Genomic DNA, 2,734 nt, shown 5'->3' with positions numbered 1-2,734 from the left:
GAGGTGGGGTGTCCGAGGCTTGATCAAATAAGCACAGATGGCTTCTGACTTGCAACGATGGGACTTGTCCAAGGTCCTGTTGACTGCACGGAAAGAAGCGCTTTCCGGGTGAAGAAGCGTATCGGGCCGTACCCGCGTGTCCGCATCGAGGGCGGTGACCGGACGGTGGTCTCGCAGGCCGGGGGCGCTCCGCTGGTCGGGACCGTCCGCAAGGCCGGCTTGGACACCGCGATATCAGCGGCGCTGACGCCATGGCGGAAGGCCTCGGGCGTCGCCGACAGCTTGCGCAGCCCCGCTTGGGCGGCGGCGTCGATGAAATGCTGCGTGTGCCCGAAAGCGGGAAAGAGGAAGGCGGCATCCACGCCGCCGAGGAGCGATGGCCATGGCTCCGGGTCGGCGAGATCCGCCTGCCGCCAGGTGGCCTGGTCCGAATTCTGTGGCTTGAGGGATCGTCCGGTGGCGGTGACCTGGTGGTTCTCGGCCAGTTGTCGCGCCACGTGCCCGCCGACGCGGCCGCTTCCTCCGGTGATCAGGATCCTCATGCGTGGTGATCCTTCGGCTGTCGGTTCTTTGTGGGGTCGGTTGCGGGCATTGATTGCCGCAGGGCGTAGAAGGATCCGGCCAGGAGCGCAAGGGCGGTGACGCCGGCGGCCAGGCTGGTCGTATGTGTGGTGGCCACAGCAAGTGACACGGGGAGGGCCAGCCCGACGCTGCCTCCGAGCTGCTGCAGCGTGGTGCCGACGCCACCAGCGACGCCCGCGTGGGGTCCGGCATCCCGGTTCATTGCGCTGTTTGCGTTCGGCATCACTTGCGAAGTGCCGAGGCCCATCAGTCCCAGCGCTGCGAGGACGGCGCTCAACCCGTCGGGCGAGAGAGCGAAGACGACCTGACCAGTACCGATCAAGGCGAGCCCGACGCCGATGCACGAGGCCGGTGGTCTGGCCCCGAGCCGGCGCGAGACGAACAGTCCCAGTTGGATGGTGGCCGGGTAGATGAGGAAGAGCACGCCGACCAGCAGCGGGTCGAGTTGGTGGCGATGTTGGAGTGAACCGCTGGCCGCCACGAACGTGCTGATCGTGGCGACACCCCACAGGAAGAGCCCGAGGTAGGCAACGCGTCGAGTCGAGTTGCGGAACAGCGCGGTAGGGATCAACGGGGCACTTGAGGTCCGGTCGCAGGCTGCGAAGACCCCCATCACCGCGACACCGGCGATACCGAAGGCGGCTGCCTGGCCGGGCGCGTCCACGACGGTGAGCGCCTGAGTGATCGATGCTGCTGCGACGGCGAGGAGGGAACCACGCCACCAGCCGCGCCCGTGTCCGGGCGAGCGTTCATCACGGTCCCCAGCGAGAATCGAAACGAGCAACGCGACCGCAACGAACGCGATATTGACGTACATGCAGGCGCGCCAGCTCGCGAACTGCGTCAGCGTGCCCCCGAGCAACAGCCCGATGGCAGTCCCGCTGCCCATGATCATCCCGAAGACGCCGTACGCCTTCTCGCGGCCCTCACCGGGAAACGCAGACGAGAGCCGCGCCATCGCAGCCGGGGTCATGGCCGCCGCACCGACTCCCTGGGCGACCCTGGCACTGATCAACACCCACCCGGCATCGGCCGCACCACCAACCGCAGAAGCCAGCCCGAAGACGACCAGGCCAAGATTCATCATGCGGGGGTAGCCGGCCGCCTGCGCGATCCGCCCGCCAGCGATCATCAATGAACCCGCGGCAAGGACGTAGCCGGCCATCACCCACGCAAGAGCCCCGGAGGACAAGTGCAGATCGGTCGCCATCTCGGGGATTGCCAACGCCAAGATCGTCGCATCGACACCGACCATCAACTGGGCCGTCACTACTGCCCCGAGAACGAGCCGAGGTTTCGGCTTCGAGGTCATAACCTCTCCTATAGTTGGTAGCACCAACGCAGCCTAGATCGTTGGTGTCACCAACGCAAGGAGGATCATGACAGACCAACCACCCCAGCGGCTCCTGGAGACGCCCAGCTGGCTGCTCACCCAGATCGCGGCAGGTGCCGGCCGACGGTCCCGCGAGGTCTTCGACTCGCTCGGCGCTGGGCGCTATCACTACGCGATCCTCTGTGCGGTGGAGGAGTTCGGGCCCTGTAGTCAGGCCGAGATCGGCAGGCGGCTGCGCATGGACAGGAAGGACGTCGCTCAGCGAGTCGTCGAACTCGAGGGCGAGGGTTGCGTCGAGCGCAGCTCAGACCCGGCCGACCCGCGGCGCAAGCTCGTCCGATTGACTACACGGGGCGCTGGGCGACTGGATGAGATCCACGCCCGATTGACGGCCGCGCAGGAGGAACTCGTCGAGCCGCTCACCGCCGAGCAGCGAGCCGGCCTCATCGCGGCACTGCAAAAGATCCTCGGCCGCTAGCCCCCGCCGCCAGACATTCGACCCTTACTTACTACAGCTGGCGCTGGCGGCGAGATGGACGGGCGTGAATCCTCTATTCGAGGCGAGCTGTGCGTAGATTGCCCAGCGCGCCTGGGCTCCGTGTCGACAACGTCATGACCCGCAACATCTAGTGTCCTGCGCCGGAAGTCCTGGCGTTGAGTTGCTACGGTTTCAGGATGTCGTTTTCGGGACGTCCTTCCGTCGAGTTCGTGTTGACTGCTGACGAGCGTGACCAGCTGGTGCGCTGGTCGCAGGGGGCTTCGAGGTTGGCTGTCCGGGCGCGCATTGTGCTGCGGTGTGCTGAGCCGGACGTTGTGTAC

At 66.3% G+C, this 2,734-nt stretch carries 2 protein-coding genes and 2 pseudogenes; 2 read left to right on the top strand and 2 right to left on the bottom strand.

The window, feature by feature from the left end; genetic code table 11:
- Nucleotides 1–108: 108 nt before the first annotated feature.
- A pseudogene (locus STBA_RS38545) lies at nt 109–261 on the top strand (IS1380 family transposase); the annotation flags it as partial.
- 29 nt (nt 262–290) lie between these two features.
- Here STBA_RS38545 and STBA_RS38540 read toward each other — a convergent pair.
- Nucleotides 291–542, bottom strand: a pseudogene (locus tag STBA_RS38540) (NAD(P)-dependent oxidoreductase); the annotation flags it as partial.
- Nucleotides 539–1,894, bottom strand: coding sequence for an MFS transporter (locus STBA_RS01385; RefSeq protein WP_077057481.1), 1,356 nt, complete (start codon nt 1,892–1,894; stop codon nt 539–541). The pseudogene STBA_RS38540 and the gene STBA_RS01385, both read right to left, overlap by 4 nt.
- A 67-nt stretch (nt 1,895–1,961) precedes the next feature.
- On the opposite strand from STBA_RS01385, the gene STBA_RS01380 reads away from it, so the two are divergent.
- Nucleotides 1,962–2,393: a MarR family transcriptional regulator gene (locus STBA_RS01380; RefSeq protein ID WP_077057480.1), complete on the top strand. Its 432-nt coding sequence runs from the start codon at nt 1,962–1,964 to the stop codon at nt 2,391–2,393.
- Nucleotides 2,394–2,734 lie beyond the last annotated feature (341 nt).

Source organism: Streptomyces sp. MP131-18, from assembly GCF_001984575.1.
GTDB lineage: Bacteria > Actinomycetota > Actinomycetes > Streptomycetales > Streptomycetaceae > Streptomyces > Streptomyces johnsoniae.
This window is presented reverse-complemented; position numbering and strand designations above follow the sequence as displayed.